Origin of the sequence: Neisseria sp. Dent CA1/247 (assembly GCF_022870825.1) — a bacterium.
Classification (GTDB): Bacteria; Pseudomonadota; Gammaproteobacteria; order Burkholderiales; family Neisseriaceae; genus Neisseria; species Neisseria zoodegmatis.
The window spans coordinates 800,421-822,799 of record NZ_CP091522.1; the positions used below are offsets into that span (position 1 = coordinate 800,421).

At 50.7% G+C, this 22,379-nt stretch carries 24 protein-coding genes; 4 read left to right on the forward strand and 20 right to left on the reverse strand.

Going from position 1 to position 22,379, the window contains the following annotated elements; all coding sequences use genetic code 11:
• Positions 1-4: 4 nt before the first annotated feature.
• The 3 genes from LVJ85_RS03900 to LVJ85_RS03910 all read right to left on the reverse strand — a co-directional run bounded on the left by LVJ85_RS03900 (position 5) and on the right by LVJ85_RS03910 (position 3,350).
• On the reverse strand, positions 5-565 hold the full coding sequence (locus tag LVJ85_RS03900; RefSeq protein ID WP_244741620.1) for a DUF2059 domain-containing protein: 561 nt from the start codon (positions 563-565) through the stop codon (positions 5-7).
• Positions 562-1,602 carry a tetraacyldisaccharide 4'-kinase gene (lpxK, locus tag LVJ85_RS03905; protein ID WP_244741622.1) on the reverse strand — a complete coding sequence of 347 codons (1,041 nt, stop codon included), beginning with the start codon at positions 1,600-1,602 and terminating at the stop codon, positions 562-564. Before lpxK ends, LVJ85_RS03900 begins: the two co-directional genes overlap by 4 nt.
• Before the next feature lie 176 nt (positions 1,603-1,778).
• On the reverse strand, positions 1,779-3,350 hold the full coding sequence (locus LVJ85_RS03910) for a YdgA family protein (protein WP_244741624.1): 1,572 nt from the start codon (positions 3,348-3,350) through the stop codon (positions 1,779-1,781).
• A gap of 142 nt (positions 3,351-3,492) precedes the next feature.
• On the opposite strand from LVJ85_RS03910, the gene LVJ85_RS03915 reads away from it, so the two are divergent.
• On the forward strand, positions 3,493-3,936 hold the full coding sequence (locus tag LVJ85_RS03915; protein WP_244741627.1) for a DUF4149 domain-containing protein: 444 nt from the start codon (positions 3,493-3,495) through the stop codon (positions 3,934-3,936).
• Positions 3,937-4,114: 178 nt separating this feature from the next.
• On the opposite strand, the gene LVJ85_RS03920 is transcribed toward LVJ85_RS03915, so the two are convergent.
• The 12 genes from LVJ85_RS03920 to cysD form a co-directional block, all read right to left on the reverse strand.
• The gene (locus LVJ85_RS03920) at positions 4,115-5,077 is read right to left on the reverse strand and encodes an IS110 family transposase (protein ID WP_244743010.1); all 963 of its coding nucleotides are present in this window, start codon (positions 5,075-5,077) and stop codon (positions 4,115-4,117) included.
• 446 nt (positions 5,078-5,523) lie between these two features.
• On the reverse strand, positions 5,524-6,600 hold the full coding sequence (locus LVJ85_RS03925; protein WP_244741629.1) for a zonular occludens toxin family protein: 1,077 nt from the start codon (positions 6,598-6,600) through the stop codon (positions 5,524-5,526).
• Entirely contained in the window at positions 6,597-6,893 is a 297-nt protein-coding gene (locus tag LVJ85_RS03930) for a DUF2523 domain-containing protein (protein WP_244740057.1), read from the reverse strand. The genes LVJ85_RS03925 and LVJ85_RS03930 overlap by 4 nt, the downstream gene beginning before the upstream one ends.
• Positions 6,894-6,895: 2 nt before the next feature.
• A complete protein-coding gene (locus LVJ85_RS03935) occupies positions 6,896-8,506 on the reverse strand; it encodes an IgG-binding virulence factor TspB family protein (protein WP_370686931.1) in 1,611 nt (536 codons plus the stop codon).
• Complete coding sequence (locus LVJ85_RS03940) at positions 8,424-8,747, reverse strand: hypothetical protein (protein WP_244741631.1); 324 nt, start codon at positions 8,745-8,747, stop codon at positions 8,424-8,426. Before LVJ85_RS03940 ends, LVJ85_RS03935 begins: the two co-directional genes overlap by 83 nt.
• A gap of 127 nt (positions 8,748-8,874) precedes the next feature.
• Positions 8,875-9,174, reverse strand: a complete 300-nt coding sequence (locus LVJ85_RS03945) for a hypothetical protein (protein WP_244740061.1) — start codon at positions 9,172-9,174, stop codon at positions 8,875-8,877.
• The gene (locus LVJ85_RS03950) at positions 9,156-9,542 is read right to left on the reverse strand and encodes a hypothetical protein (RefSeq protein ID WP_244740062.1); all 387 of its coding nucleotides are present in this window, start codon (positions 9,540-9,542) and stop codon (positions 9,156-9,158) included. Before LVJ85_RS03950 ends, LVJ85_RS03945 begins: the two co-directional genes overlap by 19 nt.
• Positions 9,543-9,597: 55 nt before the next feature.
• The gene (locus LVJ85_RS03955) at positions 9,598-9,816 is read right to left on the reverse strand and encodes a major capsid protein (protein ID WP_244740064.1); all 219 of its coding nucleotides are present in this window, start codon (positions 9,814-9,816) and stop codon (positions 9,598-9,600) included.
• Between the two features lie 86 nt (positions 9,817-9,902).
• A complete protein-coding gene (locus LVJ85_RS03960) occupies positions 9,903-10,109 on the reverse strand; it encodes a hypothetical protein (protein ID WP_244740065.1) in 207 nt (68 codons plus the stop codon).
• A 3-nt stretch (positions 10,110-10,112) separates the two neighbouring features.
• Entirely contained in the window at positions 10,113-10,430 is a 318-nt protein-coding gene (locus tag LVJ85_RS03965) for a hypothetical protein (RefSeq protein WP_244740067.1), read from the reverse strand.
• Complete coding sequence (locus tag LVJ85_RS03970) at positions 10,423-11,835, reverse strand: replication initiation factor domain-containing protein (protein WP_370686950.1); 1,413 nt, start codon at positions 11,833-11,835, stop codon at positions 10,423-10,425. Before LVJ85_RS03970 ends, LVJ85_RS03965 begins: the two co-directional genes overlap by 8 nt.
• 490 nt (positions 11,836-12,325) lie before the next feature.
• Positions 12,326-13,240, reverse strand: a complete 915-nt coding sequence (cysD, locus tag LVJ85_RS03975) for a sulfate adenylyltransferase subunit CysD (protein WP_244741634.1) — start codon at positions 13,238-13,240, stop codon at positions 12,326-12,328.
• A 241-nt stretch (positions 13,241-13,481) separates the two neighbouring features.
• Between cysD and upp the strand changes: the two genes are divergently transcribed.
• Both upp and LVJ85_RS03985 read left to right on the forward strand, forming a co-directional pair.
• Positions 13,482-14,108, forward strand: coding sequence for a uracil phosphoribosyltransferase (upp, locus tag LVJ85_RS03980; RefSeq protein WP_054600184.1), 627 nt, complete (start codon positions 13,482-13,484; stop codon positions 14,106-14,108).
• Positions 14,109-14,262: 154 nt separating this feature from the next.
• On the forward strand, positions 14,263-14,577 hold the full coding sequence (locus tag LVJ85_RS03985; RefSeq protein ID WP_244741637.1) for a DUF2322 family protein: 315 nt from the start codon (positions 14,263-14,265) through the stop codon (positions 14,575-14,577).
• A 172-nt stretch (positions 14,578-14,749) separates the two neighbouring features.
• On the opposite strand, the gene LVJ85_RS03990 is transcribed toward LVJ85_RS03985, so the two are convergent.
• Positions 14,750-16,441, reverse strand: coding sequence for a choline/carnitine O-acyltransferase (locus tag LVJ85_RS03990; RefSeq protein ID WP_244741639.1), 1,692 nt, complete (start codon positions 16,439-16,441; stop codon positions 14,750-14,752).
• A 173-nt stretch (positions 16,442-16,614) separates the two neighbouring features.
• Here LVJ85_RS03990 and LVJ85_RS03995 point away from each other — a divergent pair, with 173 nt between their 5' ends.
• Positions 16,615-17,253 (forward strand): tetratricopeptide repeat protein, encoded by a 639-nt coding sequence (locus LVJ85_RS03995; RefSeq protein WP_244741642.1) that lies wholly within the window; start codon positions 16,615-16,617, stop codon positions 17,251-17,253.
• Positions 17,254-17,322: 69 nt separating this feature from the next.
• Here the strand turns inward: LVJ85_RS03995 and rpoD are convergent, their stop codons facing one another.
• From rpoD to rpsU, 4 genes are all read right to left on the reverse strand, one after another.
• On the reverse strand, positions 17,323-19,281 hold the full coding sequence (gene rpoD, locus LVJ85_RS04000) for an RNA polymerase sigma factor RpoD (protein ID WP_244741644.1): 1,959 nt from the start codon (positions 19,279-19,281) through the stop codon (positions 17,323-17,325).
• Between the two features lie 126 nt (positions 19,282-19,407).
• Positions 19,408-21,183 carry a DNA primase gene (gene dnaG / locus LVJ85_RS04005; RefSeq protein ID WP_244741646.1) on the reverse strand — a complete coding sequence of 592 codons (1,776 nt, stop codon included), beginning with the start codon at positions 21,181-21,183 and terminating at the stop codon, positions 19,408-19,410.
• 69 nt (positions 21,184-21,252) lie between these two features.
• Positions 21,253-21,699: a GatB/YqeY domain-containing protein gene (locus LVJ85_RS04010; RefSeq protein WP_244741648.1), complete on the reverse strand. Its 447-nt coding sequence runs from the start codon at positions 21,697-21,699 to the stop codon at positions 21,253-21,255.
• 330 nt (positions 21,700-22,029) lie between these two features.
• Positions 22,030-22,242 carry a 30S ribosomal protein S21 gene (gene rpsU, locus LVJ85_RS04015; RefSeq protein WP_054600191.1) on the reverse strand — a complete coding sequence of 71 codons (213 nt, stop codon included), beginning with the start codon at positions 22,240-22,242 and terminating at the stop codon, positions 22,030-22,032.
• Between the last annotated feature and the right edge of the window lie 137 nt (positions 22,243-22,379).

Here is a 22,379-nt window from a genome sequence, read left to right on the forward strand (position 1 = left end):
TTTCTTATTTAGATTTGGCAGGTTGTTTGCAGACATTCTTGCCACAAAGAACCTGATTGATTTCCCGCACCATATTGGGGCGGTATTTTTGATTCGACTCTTGCATACGTTCTGTCATTATATTGGCGAGCGGCGTCATTACTGCTTGGAAATATTGCGGCATTTTAGCGTTGATGGAGCGGCCGATGGGAGACCCGTAAAAGTTGACCATCGCATCGACTTCTTCTTGGGTGTAGATTTTTTGCATGGATTCAACCGATATGTTACGTACTTGTGCGCGAAGCTCAGGGGCATTAAGCCGCTGGATATCTTCGGTTAGGTAGCGGGTAACGATTTCTCTTATTTTTTCTCGTTTAGAGGGAGGAACGGTGGCTAAATCCTGATTTAATTTCTCGCTTTTTAAAATAACAGTAGAAGTGCGGTCAAATATATCGTCCATCATTTTGTCGAAGTCTTGTACTTCAAACAGTTTTTCTACCGACGCTTTGCTGGCCGGTGCGGCTTGAGTTAAACCTGCCGCCATGCACAATACGGCTGCCCATACATACTTTTTAGTGTTCATCATCTTGCTCCTTTTCCGATATTCGATTCAATGTTCAGACGGCCTGCGACAAACGCCGCCAAGTCAGGCTCGATTATCGCACAAACGGGCAGCACCCACACAGAATGCGGCAGGCCGTCTGAAAGTTTGACTGCGTCTTTTTCGGTAATGATCACGATGTCGGCTTGCGGCAAGTCCGCCGCAGTCAGCGCGGCGTGATCGGGCAGGGCGCGGGTTTCTGCCGGTGTGATGCCCATGGCGCGCAAGGTATTAAAAAAACGTTCGGGCTTGGCAATGCCGGCCACGGCGGCCACGCGCAAGCCGTTCAGACGGCCTGTGTCGAGAAACTCGTCGGGGTGGTGCAGGCGGTAAATATTGCCGATGCCGAGGCGGCTGTGAAATTCGTTTCGGTGCAGGCCGAACGCGGTTTGATGCGCTTCGGTGCAGCCGCTAACCACCACGGCATCAACTTTCTGCAAGCGGGCAAGCGGTTCGCGCAAACCGCCGTTGGGCAGTAAATCCAAATTCAGACGGCCTGTATCGGCAACGGGAAACACCACGATTTCCATGTCGCGCTGTAAAGCATAATGTTGCAGGCCGTCGTCGGTCACAATCACTTGAATGTCGGGATGCGCCGCCAACAGCGCTTGACCTGCGTCGGCACGGTCGCTGCCGACCGCTGTCGGCGCGAGGGTTTGGCGGTAAAGCAATAAAGGCTCGTCTCCGGCCTCTGCGGCGGTGCTGTTTTCATTCAATACATGTGTGCCGCTTGAACTGCGCCCGTAGCCGCGGCTGATAACTCCCGCACGGATGCCCCGCGCCTGCAAGCCCGACACCAAAGCGGCAACCACAGGGGTTTTACCCGCGCCGCCCGCATGGATATTGCCCACCACCACCACCGGCACGGGCAGTTTGCGGCTTTTCAGACGGCCTGATTGATACAAAGCGCGGCGCACAAACGATACGGCTTGAAACAGCCGCGACAAAGGCCATAACACCGCGCCGAGCAAAGGGCGGGGGCGTTGCCAATGTTGTTCGATTATTTCATGGAGTTTGGGCATTCAGACGGCCTTTGGGAAACATTGCCGCCATTGTGGTGGCTTGGGCGGATTTTTGCAAAATTAATTTTGGCGTTGAGCTTGCGGGTGCATTGCTTGAGGGAAATATTCAGACGGCCTGTATCGGTGGATAACAGGCCGTCTGAAAAAGCATCATCAATAAATAAATAAGTCGAAACCTAACGGTCAGGCGCGGAAGCGGCGGGGCTTTCGGGCAGCATATCGCTTTCGTCAAACTCGGGTTCGGGTTCGGCTTGGAACGCTTTGCCGTTGAGTTTCAATTGGTTGTCGGCCAATTCGATACGGGTTTTGATGTTGCCTTCTTCAACGGTCAGGTATTGCTCTCCGGCCATGGAGTTGACGGTGCTGTCGACCATCAGGCGCAGGGTTTCGTTGATGTCGTCGATGCCGGCGCGGCCTTCGGCCAAGTCTTCGGCGTTCACGCTGAAAATGTTGCGGGCCTGATTGATGGCAAGTTGCTCAAGCAGTTTTTGCGGTACTTGCATGTCGAAATGGGCGGTGGTTTTTTTCAGCATCGCGCTCAAGTCGTTGAGGTCGTTTTGCAGCAGGCCGGTGAAGCGCATTTCGCCTTTCACGTCTACAATGCCTTCGGGCATGGTGAAATGGAAGGTTTTGATTTTCAGCACGGGGTTTTGGGTAAACAGCCCCGAAGCGTCGTTTTTAACGGTTTTGATGATTTCGGCCTGAATCTGCTCTTCGCTCATTTCTTTGGAAGACAGCTCGGCCAGTTTGGTTCTCACTGCCAGCAGGCTCTTGGCGTCGAGGTGTTCGCCGGCGATGTTGATGTCGAGCGGGCCGTAGCGGTCGTCGCCGTAAGTGAGGGTTTGGAAACGGAAGCGGCCTTCGCTGTTGATCCATTCGCCGCTCTCGCCGGTTTGGGTGTCGAATTGGAGTTTGTCGACAACGATTTTAGACGGTGCAATCGTGCCTGTGGGGTTGATGAAGGCGCCGATCTGTAAATCGGTAACGATGTTGACCAATTCGTTGATTTTGACGTTGTAGTCGAAGCCTTCTTTCCATTGCAGGGAGAATTTGTCGAGCTTGAAGCTGCTGTTGCCTAACGCCAGTTTGCTGCCGCCTTCGGTAGTTTCGGTGCGGACGTGTAGGTTTTCCAAAGCGATGTCGCCTTTATCGGCAAGTTTGATCTGCATGGAAGGGGCGGTGTAGTCGTGGGTGTAGGCGGAGAAGTCCGATTGGTAATCGGTGGTGCCGCTCAAGCCTTTCCAGTTGAGTTTGATGCCGGAAAGTTCTTCGTAATCAAAGGCGGGTACGTTGATATCCAATTTGCCGCTGCCGCCGAGATAGACGGTGTTGGTCATGCTGACGGGGGTGTTTTCGCCGAAAAAGCGCGCCAGCACTTTGGCTACGTCGGGGTGGTATTTGAACTCGGTGTCCACTTTGGCGCGAACGGGCGCGAGGCCGCCGGCAAACGGGCCGTGTTTGATGTGGTTGACAACGGTAATCGGCTCTTTCAGCACGGTTTTGAGGTTGTCGGGCAGGTATTTTTGGGTGTTGTGGAGCAAAGAGGGTTTCAACCGTATGACGGTGGTTTCGGTGGCGCTGAACCAACCGCGCTCGTATTGGTGCGACTCTACGGTCAGAAAGCTGGATTCCGACAGCAGTTTTTGTTGGGCGGCCATACTTTCTTCGGCTTTGATGCCCAAGTAGTAAGGCAGGGCTGCTAAGGCGCAAATGCCGACGAACAATACGGAAATCAGAAATTTTTTCATTGCATCAAATTTCAAACAGAAAGCGTGCAGGATAGCATTATTTGCCCCGTTTGTCTTTGCAGCGCCCGCGAGCGTTGTAAAACGGGCGGATTCGGCAGTATCATGTGCTTTGTTGTGTATCAATCAGACTGGAGTGTGCTTCATGAAAAAACTGGCGGCTGTGTTGGCCGGAGTGTGGCTGGGTTTGCAGCTTGGAATGGGTTATGTGGCGGCGCCGCTGCTGTTTCAAAATCTGCAAAGAATGCAGGCGGGCGAGCTGGCCGGCGTTTTATTTAATGTGGTGGCTTATTTCGGCTTGGCGGTTTGGCTGTTGGTGTATGCGGTGTATAAGATGCACGCCGAGCGCGGCTATACCCGTTCTTACACGCCGAAATGGATTGTGCTGCTGCTGGTATTGATGGCGGTGAACCAGTTTTTGATTACGCCGGTGATTGAGGCGCATAAAGCGGGCGAATCCAATTGGTTGTTGGGTTTGATCGGCGGCTCTTTCGGGCAATGGCACGGTGTGTCGAGCATTGTGTATATGGTGTGCAGTGTGATCGGTTTGGGGCTGGTGTTCCGTTTGTTGAAGCTGGATACGCACTGATTTGATTCGGGATTACTTGAGATGCTACTTTAATATTCAACAGGTATTTTTACGCAATTTTATAAGTTCCTAATCTTATTGATTATTTTGTTGTGTCATTTTTAATGGACGTAACTATTTTGAACGGGTTTTGCTTGACTTTCAGGCAATACCCGTTTTGTTATTTTGCGTTACGTTTTCAGACGGCCTTATAACGTTCCGGCTGATAGGTTGTTTTATTTTTGTAAAGATTAAAGGCGATGACCGCCAGTTTCCGCATGATGGCCGTGATGATGACTTTTGTTTTTTTCTTCTTTTGTTTCAGCCGCTTTGTGAATTCGGGAAAGTATCCGCGGGCATAGGCGACCATGGCGGGCATGAATAATGCGGCTCGCAAGCGTCTGTTGCCGAAACGGGTTATGCCGCCTTTGGCGTTGACGCTGGTTCCTGATTGTCTTTGATGCGGGCTTAATCCGGCAAAGGCGACAAATTGACCGGCATTTTTAAATGTGCCGGATAAGAGATGGTTGGTTAGAATGGCGGCGGTTAATTTGCCAATCGAAGGTATGGTTTGAAGGCCGTCTGAAACGTCTTTCAGCTCGGGATTCTGCATGATTTTTTCAATTTCAGCTTTCACTAGGGAAAGCTGTTTTTGGATATGGGCGATGTTTTCGTGATGGATCTGCTTAACGAATTCATCTTTGGCCGCTGAAAGTCTGTTCTTTTCCGCCGTCTGACTTTCGATAAGCTGTTCCTGTAATGCCAATACGCGCTTTAAACGGTAATGGGCTTTTGATACAGGTTGCCTTAGCGGTAGGTCTTTCGTTAAAGCGGTGCTGCAATATTCGGCTATCAGTTTTGCGTCTTGTTTATCGGTTTTGGTTCGGGAAAAGCGGCTTTTGGCATAGTCGCTTATTTTAAGGGGATTAATGACCGACACTTTGTAATCTTTGCCCATGTAATCGGCTACATCTTCAAAGTAGTTTCCTGTTGCTTCCATGCAGATATGAATATCGGAGTGGCTAAACGTGCTTAACCAGTCTTTCAGTTTCTGAAATCCTTTTATGCCGTTTTCAAATTTTGCTGTTTTGATAACACCATCTATCAGCAATGCGGCATCAAAGGTTTTATGCGATATATCCAATCCCAATGCGTTTCTCATCATTACCCTTACTATTCAGATTCATACTTTCGTATGTTCTTTGATGCTACCCAATCTTTATAAACAAGAAATCCCCCGCTTCAATCTCAAGTACAAGCTATGTTGCTTTGGCCGTTGTCGAAGTCGGGGGATACGGTTTGAATTACGTCTAATCCAAACCTTTAAGCCGTCTTTTCGTAAAACGGCTTAAAGCTTTGAATTAGCATTTTATTGCTTTACATTGTTGGTTTTGCTTAAAAATTAAGCTATTTTTAGGGTTTGGCCGAGATCGAGGTAGAACGCCGGAAGAAATAAAATTGCTGAAATTCAAACAGGCGGGAGTTCCCGCACCCCATAGACCATTTTTTTATTGCCGAACTCTCCAATAACATACCGTGTTACCCATACATGCGCTAGGAGAGTTCAACAATAAAAAAACGGCCTTGAATATTACGCTACCTAAGAAATCAAATTGTATACTTACTTTCACCATCCAAGACAGTAACAGAACCACCTTGAGATGCAGGGCTTACAGACGATTCAGACGGGGCGTTTTGAGCATTTGCAGGTTCCTTATACGGATTAAACGGCAGGCCGTTTTTTACATAGTCTTTGCACATTTCGGCGGTTATTTCTTTCAGCGGCGTGGCTTGGTCTGAATAGCAGGTACAGCCGCTATTCCCCCCTGAAATACAGGCGGCGATGCGCTCAAAGGTTTTTACTTGACGGACATTGTCGTACAGGGGTTTGGATTCAGGCTTTTCTGCCAGCACGGGTACATATAAATCGGGTGTCAGGCTTTTGCCCTGCACGGCAGAAGGCGGGGCTGCATAGCCGCCCGCATGGCCGTCTGAAACGGCCGATGCCGTTTCTTCGCTTGAGTAGCGTTTTTTCATATTCAAAAAGGTATAGGCGGTAAAGGCGATTAACAGCGGCAGAAAGATAATCATGAATATCAGGCTTTTGGGTATGCGCCGCTTGGGCTTGGTATGTACTTCAGCCGATTTGTATTGACCGAAGGCTTTTTTGGGCAGTACAAAGCTTCTTTCAATCGCTTTGGCGATATTGGACGCGTTATCCGGCTGGTCGATGCATTCATTCCATTCATACAGTTTTCTGCCAACGGGCTTGATGCTGATGTGCATATGACGCTGGACGAGTCTGCGGACGAAAGAATCAAGAAAGCTGGGGTGCTGGGTAATCAGCACAATATCCAAGCCGTGATGGCGGTGCAGGGCGAGTTTTTCTATATGTTCCGGTACTTTGACGGCGGCGGAACGCATACCCATTAATCTTTGTGCTTCGTCTATGATGACGAGCGAACCATAGGGCAGGAAGTCTTGCAATCCCTGTTCTTTGATTTGCTGGTCTGAAAGTTCTTCATGTTCTATTTGCAATTCGGGAATGCCGTTAACAAACAGCGGGCGTTTTTTCTTTTGGCCGTCTTTATCGGTAAAGTGGGTATAGGATTCATCGGACATCAGCATATTGACGACTGATGCCGTTTTGCCCGAACCGGGAACGCCTGTTTGCAGAATAATCATTTACCACCCCCATTCGGCATAAATGAAAGTTTGGTAATGCTGGCCATTGTGATATTGAATACATATGCGCCGAAGATGATGCCGAGCGCATAGCCGAAGCCTGCGAGCATGATAAGCTGGAATACGGCAGACGGCATATTGTTGAAATTATTAACTATGTACTCTTTCAGCCAATTCAGGCCGACCATATAGCCGCCGAAGGTTACGAAGGTAAGCCCTAAAGCGATAATCAATTTTGCCGCTAAAAAAGTCAGCAGTTTTTGCAGAGCGGGAATCAGGAAACCGGCAGCCATTTTTAATCCTTTTTAAGACCTGAAAACATGATATACGCGGCGGATACGCCCGCTATGCCGATGATTAGAAACCTTATCATTTCGGCAAAGCGGCACAGCCAATCGTAGGAAAAACTGTATTGCCTGCCCATTACGGACACCGATTGGGGCGCGGGGCATTGGCCGTTATCGGGCAGGAAGAAATCGGGCTTAAATGCGGTTTCGTCTGTTATATGCGGAATCTGAAAGGGGTCATCTTCTTTCACTTCCCCCATTTCGGCACAGGCGAGAATGTTAGGGAAAATGTTGCACAGCAAACCGCCGTCTTTCGGCTTTTCTTCTTCCTTTTTATCGGGTTCGGCATCTGTTTTTGGGTTGCTCTGGCTGTTCGTTTGGCCGTCTGTTTGCGCGCCCGTTTGGCTTCCTGTCTGACTGCCTGTTTGGCCGCTGGTTTGCGGGGCGGTTTGGCCGCTGGAATCGGGCGAGCCTGACGGGCTGGATTGACCGCCCGTGTTCGGCGACGCCGACGGGGCGGACGGGCTGTTCGGGCTTAAATCGGGACGGGGCGTTGTATTGACGCTTACGGTTGTTTCTCCGTTTTTTGTAGTAAATGTTACTGTTACTTGCTTTGGTTGACCGTCTGAATCGGTGTACGGACCTATGGTTACTACGGTGCCATCAGGTACGGTTACGTTCGGGCTGACGGTTACACCGGGTACGGTGCCGTCGTCTTTGGCGGTTGCGTTGACGTAAAGGGTAGGATTTTTATCGGCAGAAGGGCCGACAATATCATCAAATTCTGATTGGGTAATGGGCTGTTTTTTGTTGGGAATAACCTGCCAACCGCCTCTTGAGCTTTCCCCCCAATGTGTTATCGCATTGCAGCCGCCGTTTTGGTCAGAACCCAAGTCTTTTAATGTTTTATGCGATTCATGACCTTTTTTTATCAAATAATCATCACCGGCTTTGGCAACTTTGGCGCATAAGGCATCCAATGTAGATTTATAACTTTGATAGCCGTATTCAAAAGAGCGGCGCGAAAGGCCGATACGGTAAACGGCTACTGGTTTGCCGTTTTCGCCGTCAACATTAGACTTAACTTCGATAATGTAGTCTGCCGTGGTTACGAAATTGCCGATTTCGTTATCCCAAACGTAGTCATGACCTTTTAAAAGGGGGGCGACAAGTTCATAAGTGGCCGCCGCGGTCAATGCCCAGCCGACGGGACCGCTGCCGAGACCGGCGGCAATGCGGCCACCGGCGACGGCTTTGGTTAGCAGGTTTTTTAGGACGGTTTGGCGGGAAACACTACCGACAATAGCAGCAGGAACCCTAGCAGAAGACATTGCCGCAGTAGGGGCATGTTTGACACGTACTTCATTAATTTTCTTTGCAAGATACCGAGCTTCGGCCTCTTCGGTTTTAGCCCAATTAACTGAACGAAATTCTTTACCGTCAATACGAGTAATATCTTGATAAATGACTTTTCCGCCACTGTTTTGAACTAATAAATGATCTGAACTTTTCTCAATTATTTTTGCTACAGTTTCATTAGAAAAGCCTAATAGAATAACGCCCGTAATAAAAAGATGTTGAAATTTCCCCATCATAATGTTCTTCACATTCAAATCCATTATCAGAAAACTGAAATTTTAGAATTGAAGAATCTTCAAAAAATACTACAACATCATTTAAATATGTTCTATTTAAATAAAACTGAGATGCACTTTTGACAACCGATTTAAAATCATCAATCGGATAAAGTTCTTTTAATTTAAAAAGCTCAACTAAAAAAACACGGCACAATTTTTCATTAAAATACTCAGGATTTGTATCTTTTTTGAATCTTAATTCTTCTTCAGATATATAAAACATTTAAATCCTACTTTCTAACCATAGTTACAGTTGCGAAAGCAGAAATTTAACATACCTTTGCATTACTTGAACAGCAGCCACGCCACCATCAACGGGATCGCCGCTCCCAAGTAAAAATAAAAATCCATCATAAGCGCAGCCTGTCCTTCATCAATTTAACCGCCCATACCGCCGCCAATATGGAGAACACCGACCAGCCGATTAATTGGCCGTCTTTGAAGCTGTCTATGACGTTGCATTCGGGCAAATACGCTTGTACGGTTTGGCCTTTGAACTGCCAGCCTAAGGGCGTCCATTGGAGTTGGTGAAATTCGCCCGTCTGAACGCTTGGGGGAACAAGGCTGAAATAGGCGTTTTCGGCTTCGGCTTTGGTTGCGTAACAGGTGTTTCCGACTTGATAGCCCATGCTTAAAACCCCATGCCGCATTCTTGGGCATCCATTTCAGCCAAGATGGCGTTAATTTCTTCTTCCAAGTCGAACTCTTCAGCAGCAAGCTGTTGTACTTCTTCGTCTGATTCGGGTTCTTCTTCTTTTTGTGCGGCCGCCCATATGGCTTCTTCTTTGGCCAATTTGATTTCAGCCAGTCTTAAGCGTATTTCGGCCAGTTTGAGATTTATTTCTTCTTTACGCTCTTTGGCTTCCTGCGATTCGCGTTTTTTCTTTAAATCAAAAATGCTTTTGATAATGGCAATGGCAAACAGGGATACATAGGCGGCAACAACCAAATAGCCTATTTCTTTAATATCCGCCATGTTTACGCCCAATTGCGATGTAATAAGCTCTACTGCCGACATGGTTTTTATTCCGTTATGGTTGTTAAAAAGCGGGTTGCCCCGCTTTCTTTACCGCTTAGCGCAATACTTTGCGGATAATCATTAGACCGAAGATGGCCACGATGATACCCAGTACGACACCGCCGACAGAAATGGCATCGGTTTTGGCCGTTGCCAGTTCGGTCGTTACTGCTTCAGGTACGGCAGCCCATGCCTGAGTGGCCAGAGCCAGCGGGGCAGATACGACAATGGCGGCTTTTGCGCCGTATTTTTTAGCAATATTCATTGCTTTCATGATGTTTCCTTTTTTAAGTGAGTTAATGGAATAGATGCGGGCTGTGTGAAAGGTTTTTCAGACCGCCCGCCGAGCCTGAATTTTGCTTATTCGGTTTTTTGGTAAAAGGCGAATATTTGGAAATCGCCGCCTATTTCGTCCATTCCTGCCTGTAATGCGTCTTCGTAGTGTTCGTACTGCCCCGCGGCTTTCAGGTTTGGTGTAAAACCAATATCGCCGAACGGGTCGGGATAAAGAAACTCGTGATTTTCCAAATCCTGAACAATAAAACGCTGTTCATATTTTTTTGTCATGGTTTAGCCTTTCGGCGGGTTTTGCGGCTGCACTTGGAAATCACGCAGAACGGCCACCATGCCTTTGCCGGTTGATGTCATTTCGATGGTTGCAATCACGGCAATCGGGAATTTCAGGTTTTCCAGCCGTTTGAAATTGTGTGATTCGCCGAATTTCATATTTGCGGCGGTAAAGCCTACGGCATTGCCTGATTGACTCGGCATAGGCGTGGCGACTAAAACGGTACAGGTATCCAACTTATTGCCGTCTATTTCGCCTTTGAATTTTTTTGCGCCCAGCAATGTGGCTTGGATTTGGGTGATTTGGCTTTGCTCAAACATGGTTTTTCCTTTCGGGTAGGGTTTCACAGTTAAAAGATTTGATGGTATTTACGGCTTTTGGCCGATGGTTGATGAAATAGGCCAATGAAAACTTATAGGGCGAGTTTGCTATCTGTATGCGGCGGCTTAGGGCTTTGCCTTCTTTTTCGGCTATCTCCAGTTTTTTGGATTCTGACAAACCGTTATAAAGCTGTTTGGAAAGCCATTTCTCATACTCTTCGTCTTCTTTTCGGCGCTGGGCTTCTCCCCTATATCCGGCCAAGCCGAACAGTGATTCATAAGGGTCGTACCCTCCCGATACTTTCCATTGGAGAAATTCATCGGTTTCCCGCGACAATTCGGCTTCGGGCGAGTTATGGATAAATCCCCACTTTTGCGCTTCCAACAGTTCGTTAACGTCATAGCGGGCAGGTTCCAAGCCTTTCGGGTATCTGCCGTCTTCCGCTATCAGCATTTCCACGATTTGGCCGTCTTCCATGCCGACATCACGCATAAAGCGGACTAACGCGCCTACGGCGTTTTTACCGTGTTTGACCTTATGCTCAAACGTCATGTTTAAGGTTTTTTCCCGAACGGCAATCCGTTTGGCTTCAGGCATATTTTTAAAGGTTTGGCAGATGGGGAACGCCCCTGAAAAATACGCCCCGGAGTCCTGCAATATTTCAAACGGTATCTCTATATCGCCGTGATTGAACTGAATCTCAAAGCGCACCCACGGGCTGCTTTTATCGCCGAGCTGACGGCCTTTCTCGTATATCCGCACATAACGGGCGTTTTTGACTCTGCCGATGTACAGGGTTTTGCCCGTTTGGTCTTCTTTCTGCCACGCAGTACCGCGACACTCACGTTTGGGCTGCATATTGTGGTTGTTGAAAAAGCCGTTATCATGGTCCAGCAAGGCTTGTTCGGGCGTGTATTCCCCGTTGAAAAAATCCAAAGCCAAATCACAGCGGGTAATGCGGCAGCGTATGGCGGTTTTCATAAAGCGGTAAAGGCGCGTTTCCCAGCCCGCCGAAGCCAAGTTGCAACCCAATCCTTTCAGTTCCACCAACACCGTATCCCTTTGGCCGCCGAAATGCACCGCGCCGTATTCGGCATCTTCAGAACCGAGCAGATACATACTTTCGTAAAACTTATTGCCTTTGGACTTGGCTTTGCGGGTAATGCCGAAGCCTAAAATTTCTTCCAGCTTTTCACTCAACACCCACATAAATTCTTTGTCGCTCACGAGCGGGTGGCCTGCACATCTGATTAGCGTGTCTTGGTGGAAAGTAAAGGTTAACCAATCACAGAAAACGCCGTTTACCGCACCGCGCCTTTGGGGAACTTCGATTAAACGCCCCTTACCATCTGTTAAGAAGTGGGAAAAGTATTCAATCGGGTTTGGGCTTTGCTCCCCACTCATGGAATCGGGTTTTGGTTGCTCCCCCCCTGTTAGTCTAGGGGGGCAGCCTTCGGCGGGTTCCGCCGCGCCGCGTGCGTCAAAGCCGCCCGCTGCCGCAGCGGCCACCGCCACGGCCTTTTTGTTTTGCCCAACCGTCATCTCAACATTTCCGCATCAATGATTTTGGATACTTCCGCCCGCCCGCATTTATCGGCCATGCGGTAGGTTCTTTGCGGGAAATGCGGGTTTGAAATGGGAAAGTTGACGGTTCTTACTAGATTGTCGTTTTTGTAGATACGCAGCAGATAGGATTTGCTGTTAAAGAACCTGTCTAAATCTACAGAGTAGTAAGCAATACACACGATTAAGCCCCTTTCACTTGGCTGGAGTTAAAGGGGCTTAACGTTTGTAAAATATGCCCCTGATATGGGGCGCAATATATAAGGCCGTCTGAAAACGAGTGATGCGGGTTGCGCTAAAACTGTTTTCAGACGGCCTTGTTATCTGCGTTTTAGAAATAGCCTGCTTTTTTGCGCTCTTCCATGGCCGCTTCGGAAACGCGGTCGTCCATGCGGGTGGCGCTGCGTTCGGAAAGGGTGGCGGCGGCGGTTTCGGCGATGATGTCTTCCGGTGTGGCGGCGGTGCTGGCTACGGGGCAGGTGCAGGAAATGTCGCCGACGGTGCGGAAGCGCACGCTGCGCACTTGTGTGGTTTCGCCGTCGCGCTTGGGTGTGAGCGGGGTAACGGGCACGAGCAGGCCGCCGCGTTCCACCACTTCGCGCTCGTGGGCGTAGTAAATCGGCGGCAGGGCGAGGTTTTCGCGGGCGATGTATTGCCAGATGTCGAGCTCCGTCCAGTTGGAAATGGGGAACACGCGCATGTTTTCGCCGGGGAAGAGGCGGGTGTTGTAGAGGCTCCAGAGTTCGGGGCGTTGGTTTTTCGGATCCCATTGGCCGAATTCGTCGCGGAAGGAAAAAATGCGCTCTTTGGCGCGGGCTTTTTCTTCGTCGCGCCGCGCGCCGCCCATCAGCGCGTCGAAGCCTTGTTCTTCAATGGTTTCGACGAGAGTAACGGCTTGGGCGGCGTTGCGCGAGTCGTTTTCGCGGCGCAAAACCACCGTGCCGCGTTTGATGGAATCTTCCACGCTGCCCACTACCAGCTCCACGCCGGTACGGGCGACGGTTTGGTCGCGGAACGCAATCACTTCGGGGTAATTGTGGCCGGTATCGACGTGCAGCAGTTTGAACGGCAGCTTGAGCGGCCGGCCTTCGATTTGGAAGGCTTTCACGGCCAGCGCGAGCAGTACCACGGAATCTTTGCCGCCGGAAAACAGCAGCGCGGGGTTTTTCGCTTCGGCAATCACTTCGCGGATGATGTAGACGGATTCGGCTTCAAGCCAGTTGAGGTGGTGGTTTTGGATAGACATGATGTGTTCTTTTCAGATGGCCTCGATGCGCTTTACTTTAATGAGGCCGTCTGAAAAAGGGAAAGAATGGTTGGTTTTAATTTAAGATGATTTTGTTATAAAACCTGCGGTTTTTCGCTTTTGGGGCAAGGGCGGGCGTTGGCGAAGCGGGCTTTGCGGCGTGCAGGCCGCTCTTTCAATACGTTTCTGAAAAGCCGTATAATAGCCGCCGTACTATAACGACACAGCAGAAAGCGCCACCATGAACATTACCGTTATCGACCACCCGCTGGTCAAACACAAACTCACCTTGATGCGCGAAGCCGAGTGCAGCACGTTTAAATTCCGCACGCTGACCACCGAGTTGGCGCGTTTGATGGCTTATGAAGCCACCCGCGATTTTGCGACGGAAAACTATATTATCGACGGCTGGTGCGGCCAGATCGAAGGCGAGCGCATCAAAGGCAAAACGCTGACGGTTGTGCCGATTCTGCGCGCCGGATTGGGCATGCTCGACGGCGTGCTGGATTTGATTCCCACCGCCAAAATCAGCGTGGTCGGCCTGCAACGCGATGAGGAAACGCTCAAGCCGGTTTCTTATTTTGAAAAATTTGTTGATAGCATGGATTCGCGTCCGGCATTGATTATCGACCCCATGCTGGCAACCGGCGGCTCTATGGTGGCGACCATTGATTTGCTGAAACAGAAAGGCTGCCGCAATATCAAAGCCTTAGTGCTGGTGGCCGCGCCCGAAGGCGTGAAGCTGGTAAACGAAGCCCACCCCGACGTAACCATTTACACCGCCGCGCTCGACAGCCATCTCAACGAACACGGCTACATCATCCCCGGCTTGGGCGATGCGGGGGATAAGATTTTCGGTACGCGCTGATTGCGTTGAGATCGTTTGATGCCGTCTGAAAGTGGGCTTGGCGGGCTTCGCTAAAAGTGTTTCAGACGGCATTGGTTTATCGGCAGGCTGGCACGGCCTGTTTCCTATCCGGCAAGTGTGTTTTGCCGTTTTGTATTTTGAAGAAAGAATTGCCATGAGTTTTCAAGACAACCTCGCCACCTTGCCTTCTATCGACCATCTGAGCGGTTTGGATGTGTTGAGCAACGGCGAAACCATCCACCACATTCCCGCCGCGCCCGGCAAGCTCGGTTCGCTCAAGCTTTATCACGCGCTGGCACAGGAATTTAACGGTGTGTTGAACCGCGAAGCCGCCGAACACGGTTTGGCTTTGTTTGCCGAACATGTGGCCGATGCCGAAGCCAACCCCGGCAAGCATCCCAATATTGATTTGCTGTTTAAAGTGAAAGCTGAAAACTTGAATTTGCAGCTGAAAGCGTTGACGAATTAAAGGGCGTTGCCGTTTCGGCATTTGGATATGGCGGAACGACTAGAGCCGCTTTCGTTTCTTTGCTTGGCCGCACAATGAATAAAGGCCGTCTGAAAAAACCGAACCTTGTGTTTCATAGCAAGGTTCGGTTTTTTCAGACGGCCTCAAGCTGTTCTAAGGGCAAGAAAACGCTTTATTGGCTGTCTTTGGCTTTCGGGTTGAAGAAAGGCAGCAAGCGTTCCGCGCCTTGTTTTAAGGCTTCGAGGAAAATCGCCACTTCGTGTTTTTGTTGCTCAACATAGCTGGCGGTGAAGAGCCAGCCGTCTTGGGTTAAGGTGTAGTTGATGCCCAAACCTCCGGCGGAAGTGGGCGCGAAGGCAAAATTAATGACGGCGCTGTCGTCGCCCAAAGTGGAAGTGGACAGGAAATCGGTCGAGAAAACTTCATAAGCCTTGTCTTTAAACACAGCGGGAACGCGGCGGCTGCCGTTTTGCCGCGCCATCAGCTTCAAACCAAGCAAGTGGCGGTTGGCGCCTTGCCCCAGCTTGGCGGCTTTGATGCGGGCTTTGTGTTCGGCAAGGGCGGCATCGAGCAGGCTTTGGTCGGGCTGGTCTTGCAGCAGCGTGCCGACAAAGGCGAGCGATTCATCCGAAATCGGGCGCACGCATTCGGTGCGGCCGTTGCGGAAATGGCTGACGTCCACCGCTTCATAGGTGTTTCTCACTTCGCCGTAGGTGGTGAGCAGGGCGTATTGAAGCAAAAACTGCATCAGGGCGTCGTGGCTGACACCTTTCGGAATGCTGTTGCCGTTGAAGGGAATGGCTACGCTGGTTACGCGCATTTTGGCGGCTTGTTGGGCGTATTGTTGCTGCCATTGCGGCCAATTTTTCTTTTGGGTGGGCGTGAGCGTCCATTGGTGGCGGCTGATGGCCGGTGCCGTTTTTTTGCCGTGGTGGGCATGGAGTTTTTCTGCGGCAAGCGCCACGATGCCTTTTAATGCGCCGCCGTCTTCCCAAGTGTGTTCGCAATGTAGAAACAGCCTTTGCGTTGCGCTGTTGTAGCAGAAAGTCATCGGCTTGTAGCACCACACGTTTTGATGCGGCACAAACGTGGCGCGGGCAAGGTCGTCGTCGGCAGCCAGCGGCATGTGGTCGAGGCTGATGTGAAACAAATCGGTTTCGAGATGGTTGATCAGCTCGGCATTGTCGTCTTTGGTGTTGAGGGCACGATAAACCTGAGCCGTGGCGTTGCCGCCCAAATAAGAGGGAATGGCGACAGGGTAGGGGTTTTCGGTGTGGTCGGCCAAAATCTGCTCGAACGCCTGTTGGAAGGTGTCGGGGTGGTAGGCTTCGAAATGATCGTCAAGCGCGGTGATTCTGTAATAGAAGCCGTTGTGCAAAACCCCGATGTGGCGGCTGGTGGTTTCGGCGATGCGGTAGCCGTCGCTGCCGGTTTTCGGGGTACGCGCCGCGCCGCGCAAAATCTGCCATTGCTGCATACACACGGGCGTGCCTTGCGGAGTGTGCGGCACGGGAATGCGGTTGTGGTGGAAGTCGGCGCACACGGCGGCGATGGCAGCCGCCCATTCGCTCAAACTTTTACCGTGCGTGCGGATGGCAAAGCCTACATTGCTCGCCAGAGGCAGAGGCGTGCGCACGTCGAGATAGCTTTTCAGCCAAGCATCCAGTAGCCAGCTGGTGTCGGCTTTTTCGGCGGATGTTTCCAGTTGTGTTTGTAATGTTTTCCCTATCCGGCTTTGGAAATGGCGCACGGAAGCCGTGGTTTTTTTATATTCTTCATCACTCAGCAGCGGACGCACCTGTTTGAGGTAGCGGGCACAGGTTTCTACAAGATCGGGCACCGGCAAGCGTGGTTGCTGGGTCATGCTTCTCTCCTTTTGTTAAGTTTATGATATTTAGTAGATTGTAGCGGAAAAACCCGTTTGAAGTAACCTATGGTAAGAATAATATGCCGTTTGTTTATTAAGTGACGGTTGTGTAGATGGTTATTAGTATAATGTCATTTTTCAGCGTGCACTCACTTTAGAAAGGAAGAATAATGAAAGTTTTACGTTGGCTTGCAGCGCCTTCGTGCGCAATTTTTCTGGCATTATCCGCCTGTGCAAACGTACAGCCGGGCACCTACCAACAGGCCAAAGAAGCATACAGCAAAGGCCAATATGAAGAAGCCCACAAAATCATGAAAGCCCTTGCCGAGCAAGGCGATGCCAATGCGCAAAACCAATTGGGCATGATGTTTTCAGACGGCATCAGCCGACCTTCAGACTACGCCCAAGCCAAACAGTGGTGGGAAAAGGCCGCCGCACAAAACCATGTGAACGCCATTTATCATTTGGGTTTATTGTATGAAAACGGCTGGGGTGTGCGCCCCGATTACGCTATGGCGGTTGAGTGGTATACAAAAGCTGCGGAACTCGGCCAAGTGAATGCTATGGTAAATCTCGCTGCGTTATATGAATCCGGAAAAGGTGTGAAACGCAACCATCGTAAAGCCGCCGAGTGGTACGAACAAGCCGCAGAAAAAGGCGAAGTCGAAAGCCAATTCAAAATCGGCATGATGTATTTGAACGGCACGGGCGTGAAACGCAACCAAGCAAAAGCCAAGCATTGGTTGAGCAAAGCTGCCGAGCAAGGCGATGTTAAAGCCGCATCGGTATTGAAAAAGAAAAGAATGTAATGAAGAAAAGGCCGTCTGAAATATTCAGACGGCCTTTTAACTTATATACAGAAGTCTTGATGACGAACCTTACTGCTTGTTCTCTTCGCTGTCCAAGAAGCTTCTCAAGCGGTCGCTGCGGGTCGGGTGACGCAGTTTGCGCAATGCTTTGGCTTCGATTTGGCGGATACGTTCGCGGGTTACGTCGAACTGTTTGCCCACTTCTTCCAGCGTGTGGTCGGTGTTCATGTCGATACCGAAGCGCATACGCAATACTTTTGCTTCGCGCGGAGTCAGGCTTTCCAGCACTTCTTTGGTAACTTCGTGCAGACTCGAATACATGGCCGCGTCTGCCGGAGCGACATTGTTCACGTCTTCGATGAAATCGCCCAGATGCGAATCGTCGTCGTCACCGATCGGCGTTTCCATGGAAATCGGCTCTTTGGCGATTTTCATGATTTTGCGGATTTTGTCTTCGGGCATTTCCATCAGTTCGGCCAGTTTGGCGGAATCAGGTTCTTCGCCGGTTTCTTGCAGATATTGGCGCGAAATGCGGTTCATTTTGTTGATGGTTTCAATCATGTGAACCGGAATACGGATGGTGCGCGCTTGGTCGGCAATCGAGCGGGTAATGGCTTGGCGGATCCACCAAGTAGCATAGGTAGAGAATTTATAACCGCGGCGGTATTCGAATTTATCCACGGCTTTCATCAAACCGATATTGCCTTCCTGAATCAAATCAAGGAACTGCAAGCCGCGGTTGGTGTATTTTTTAGCAATCGAAATCACCAAACGCAAGTTGGCCTGAATCATTTCCTGCTTGGCGGCAGCGGTTTCTTTTTCGCTGATCACCATGTTTTTATTGATTTCTTTCAGCTCTTCGATGGAAATGCGGGTTTCGGTTTCCATGTCGGCCAGCGCGGTTTGTTTCTCGATAATGGCATGGCGGAAGCGGTCGAGCGCGTTGCTCCAAACTTTGCCTTTGGCCACTTCTTCTTCAACCCAATCCAAGCGTGTGATTTCGGGCAGGAAGTAGTTGATGAAATAGTCTCTGTCCATATGAACGCGATCCAAGCAGATGTCGCGGATTTCGCGTTCGAGTCTGCGGATGTTTTCCACGCGTTCGCGCAAGTTGCTGCTCAAGGCTTCAATCTGACGGGTGGCGAAACGTACTTCGAGCAGTTTGGAAGCGATGGCGTCGCGGTGTTCCAAATAGGTTTCATGGCGGCTGTCGTACTTGGTCAGCGCGGCGATCATTTTGTCGTAATCTTCTTGGATGCGTTCAAAATGTTCGAGCACTTTTTGCTTCAGCTCTTCCAAGTTGGTGGCGGCGATGGCTTCGGGGCTGCTTTCGTCTTCGTCATCTTCGCTGTCGTTGTCGCTGTCGTCGCTGTCGTCGGTATCGCTGTTGTCGGCCGGTGCGGCAGTTTCCAGATGGCCTAAGCCCAGTTCGTTGAGCAATACTTCGTTGGGGTCAATAATGGCTTCTACAACTTCGTCGACTTTGATTTCATCGGCACGGATGCGCCCGATCAGCTCCAAAATTTCGGTAATCGAACCGGGGCAGGCGGAAATGGCCTGCACCATGTTTTTCAGGGCGTTTTCGATTTTTTTGGCGATGATGATTTCGTCTTCGCGGGTCAGCAGATCGACCTGACCCATTTCGCGCATGTACATACGCACGGGGTCGGTGGTGCGGCCGAATTCGCTGTCAACGCTGGACAGGGCGGCTTCGGCTTCGGCTACGGCGTCGTCGTCGGTGATAGCGGCGGTGTTGTCGCTCATCAGCATTTCTTCGGCATCGGGCGCCTGCTCGGTCACTTGGATGCCCAAGCCTGAAATCATGCTGACGATGTTGTCGATTTGCTCTGCATCCGACATATCATCGGGCAGGGCGTCGTTGATTTCGGAGTAGGTGATGTAGCCTCGCTCTTTACCCATGATAATGAGCTGGCGTAACCGTGCCCGCTGCTCTTCAAGGGTGAGCGGACGGTTGTCGTCTTGTTCTTCGTATTCGCTGTCGTGTGTATTGCTGTGTTCGGTGGACATAGAATGTTCTCGATGAATGGTTTAACGGATTGGCGGCCGTCTGAAACAAATGATTAGGGTATTCTGCGGTAGGTACAAGACGACTCGGTTGCAGCGGGGTATATGTTTTTCAGACGGCCTCGGGTTTTATCGTGCGCTCGGCGTTAATAAGGCCAGCAGCAGTTTTTTTTCACTTTCGTTTAAACCGGTTTGCCGGTTTTTTTCTTTCAATGCCTCGATTTGGGCGTTTTTCAACTCGTTCAGGAGTTTGGTCATGCCGAGTTGGAAACTTTCGCAATCTTCTTCGCTGTTGCCTTCCAGTGCTTCCGGGTCGTTGAGCGCGTTTTGGAAAATCCGGTTTATCGTGGCTTCATAAGGGCTTCCACGCATGTGCTCCAAAATACGCGCGCCTGTGGGCGGCTCCGGCTGGCTGTTGATCAGCTCGGCGAGATTGGCCAGGCAGGCAAAATCGCCGGTTAGGGTCAGATATTCGGGCAGGTCTATATATGAAGCCCATGCGGGATTTATCAAGAGGCTGCGTATCTGACGTTCCGCCAATGTAGACATTTGCGGTTGTTTAAAGGTTTCTTTCGGCAGCTTGTAATTTTTCTGCCGTGCTTGCCGTTTGGGGGCTTCTTCGCCCAGCAGTCGGGCGAGATCGTCGGAATCGATGCCGACCAAGCTGCTCAAGCGCTGTTTCAGCAGAAAGCCTAAAGCGGGCGCGGTAATTTGTGCCAGCAGGGGCGAGCTGGTTTTGACGAGTTCGGCTTTGCCTTCCTGCGTGCTTAGGTTGAGGCCGTCTGAAAGGTGTTCCCAAAAATATTCCGACAAGGGCTTGCTTTGGTTGAGCAGGGCATCTTCAAACTGTGTTTTGCCGTAAGCGCGGATGTAGCTGTCGGGGTCGTGCTCTTCCGGCAAAAACAGGAAATGCAGAGATTTGTCGTCTTTTAGCTGAGGTAAGGCGTTTTCCAAAGCCCGCCACGCGGCTTTGCGGCCTGCGCGGTCGCCGTCGAAGCAGAAATAAATGCTGTCGGTTTGGCGCATCAGCAGTTTGATGTGGTCGGCGGTGGTGGCGGTACCCAGCGCGGCGACGCTGTAACCGATGCCGAACTGCGCCAAAGCGACCACGTCCATATAGCCTTCCACCACCAAAATGCGCCCTGCGTCTTTGATGGCGGCGCGGCCTTCGTGCAGGCCGTAGAGGTTGCGGCCTTTATCGAACAGCGGCGTTTCGGGGGAGTTGAGGTATTTCGGCTCTCCCTTGTCGAGTATCCGCCCGCCGAAGCCGATCACTTGTCCGCGCTGGTTGCGGATGGGGAACATGATGCGGTCGTGGAAGCGGTCGTAATATTTGCCGTCTTTTTCGATAACCATGCCGCTTTCTACGAGCGGCGTGTTGGGGTAGGGCTGGAAAATCTGCGCCAGCGGCTGCCAACTGTCGGGCGCGTAACCCAATCCGTAATGCTCGATGATTTCGGCACTCAAACCGCGCCCGCTGAGATATTGCTGCGCACGGGTGTCTTGTTTCAGACGGCCTGTATAAAAAGCGGCGGCGGCTTCGGTGGTTTCTTCCAGCGTTTGCTGCTTTTTCTTGCGTTGCGCGCGCTGCTCGGGGTTTTCCTGCTGACCGCGGGTGCGCGGTACGGTCATGCCGACGCGGTCGGCCAAATACTGCACGGCTTCGGTAAAACTCAAGCCTTGATATTCCATGATGAACCCGATGGCAGAACCGTGCGCGCCGCAACCGAAGCAGTGGTAAAACTGTTTCTGCGGGCTGACGGAAAACGACGGCGATTTTTCTTTGTGAAACGGGCAGCAGGCCATGTAGTTGGCGCCGCCTTTTTTCAGCGGCACATGCTCGTCGATAATATCTACGATATCGACTTTGGCCAGCAGCTCGTCGATAAATTCACTGGGTATCATGGTGTTGGGTTTGGCCGTCTGAAAAAAACGGTTGATGCGGTATTGTTTTTTCAGACGGCCTGTTTGGGGTTAGCCGGCGAGTACGGATTTCAGCACTTTGTTCACTTCGCCCATATCGGCTTTGCCCGCCAGCTTGGTTTTCAATACGCCCATCACTTTGCCCATATCGCCCATGCTTGATGCGCCTGTTTCGGCTACGGCGGCTTCTACTGCGTTGCGGATTTCTTCGGGCGACATCATTTGCGGCAGGTAGCGTTTGAGCACTTCGGTTTCGGCGTTTTCTTTCTCCGCCAAATCGGTGCGGCCGGCGTCGGTGTAGATTTTGGCGCTGTCGTTGCGCTGTTTCACCATTTTGGTAATGATGGCAATCACTTTGGCGTCGTCGGCTTCCGTGCGCTCGTCCACTTCAAACTGCTTGATGGCGGCGTTGATGAGGCGCACGGTGGACAGGGTTACGCTGTCTTTGGCGCGCATGGCGGTTTTCATGTCTTCGGAAAGTTGCGCTTTCAGGCTCATGGCTGGCTCACTTTGTTTGTGTGTTCAAACTCTTCAATGGTGTTGTTTTGTTTAAAAACAAGCTGTTTGCGCGTTTCGGGTGTAAAGGTTAGGGCAAACGGCTGTTTGTGTGTGCGGCGGTTGGTGCTGCCGAATCCATTTAAAACTGCAACCGGGTGTTGAACCGGGGCGGCGGTTTTGAATGAATCCGTTTGACGCTGCTGCTTCTTGGTGTGGAGAAGCGTAAAAAGGTTTCGCGGGGTTGTGTTTGTGGAATATATAGAAGCCAAAACACCGCAAGGCACAAGGCCTTACGGTGTATTGCTTAATCACATTGTTAAAAAGGTGTGATTAGTAGAGTTTCGGAGGCAGTTGTTGGCTGCGCAGGCGTTTTTGCAGACGTTTAACCGCAGCGGCTTTTTTGCGTTTGCGCTCGGTAGTCGGTTTTTCGTAAGCTTCACGGGCACGCAGTTCGGTCAGCAGACCGGTTTTTTCAACAGCGCGTTTGAAACGGCGCATGGCAACTTCAAAAGGTTCGTTTTCTTTTACACGAATAGCAGGCATTTTATTTCCTTAAAATTTGGTTTCGGCCTTCTTGTTTTTCAGACGGCCTGTGAATAGGGTTTTGTTGTATCGCTATCGGCCCTCGGGCTTGGCGGGATACGCGCCGTGATGTAAACATCACCTCCTAACAGGCGGCA